The following is a 516-nucleotide window of genomic DNA, read 5'->3' on the forward strand; positions in this document are numbered from 1 at the left end:
CTTTATAAACAGTTTCGATGATGACCTTGCCCGGAAAAACTTCGTTAAATGCGATGTAGTACTCCGGATGAAGGGAAGGATCGTTCTTTCTGAGGAGCACCAGGAGGAGGTAGGCATCGTTCAGTCCTTCCCGCGTGTCCTTGAGCAGAATGGCGATTTCTTTCTTGTCCTGGCCGCTGAAATCGCCTTCCCTTAACAGGCTTGAGTATTTGAGATTTCCGGAATTCACGAACCGATAGGCCGCTCCTTCATCGGATGAATAGAAATCGAGAAGCTTTTCTTTGACGCCATACGGCAATTCCTTGAGATAAAACGCATCGAAGTCGCTGCCGTATTTTCTGCTGAAGTCTTCTGCTGAAATCAGGTAGTTGTCATTAAGCAAGGCTGGCAGCAGGGTGGGGTATTCAGCAGCACCCTTCATCGCGAGCTTTAAATAGGCTTTCCAGTTTTCCTGGCCGACCTTCGTTTGATACTTTTCCAGGTCCTGAGGTGTATTCGTTTCAATCAGCGAGTACC

At 47.9% G+C, this 516-nt stretch carries 1 protein-coding gene; it reads right to left on the minus strand.

The features are described from left to right. Positions 1-516: hypothetical protein (locus AC1D1X_RS25420; protein WP_477699654.1), on the minus strand; the 516-nt coding region annotated here is incomplete at both ends.

Source organism: Polaromonas sp. P1_G4, from assembly GCF_056405475.1.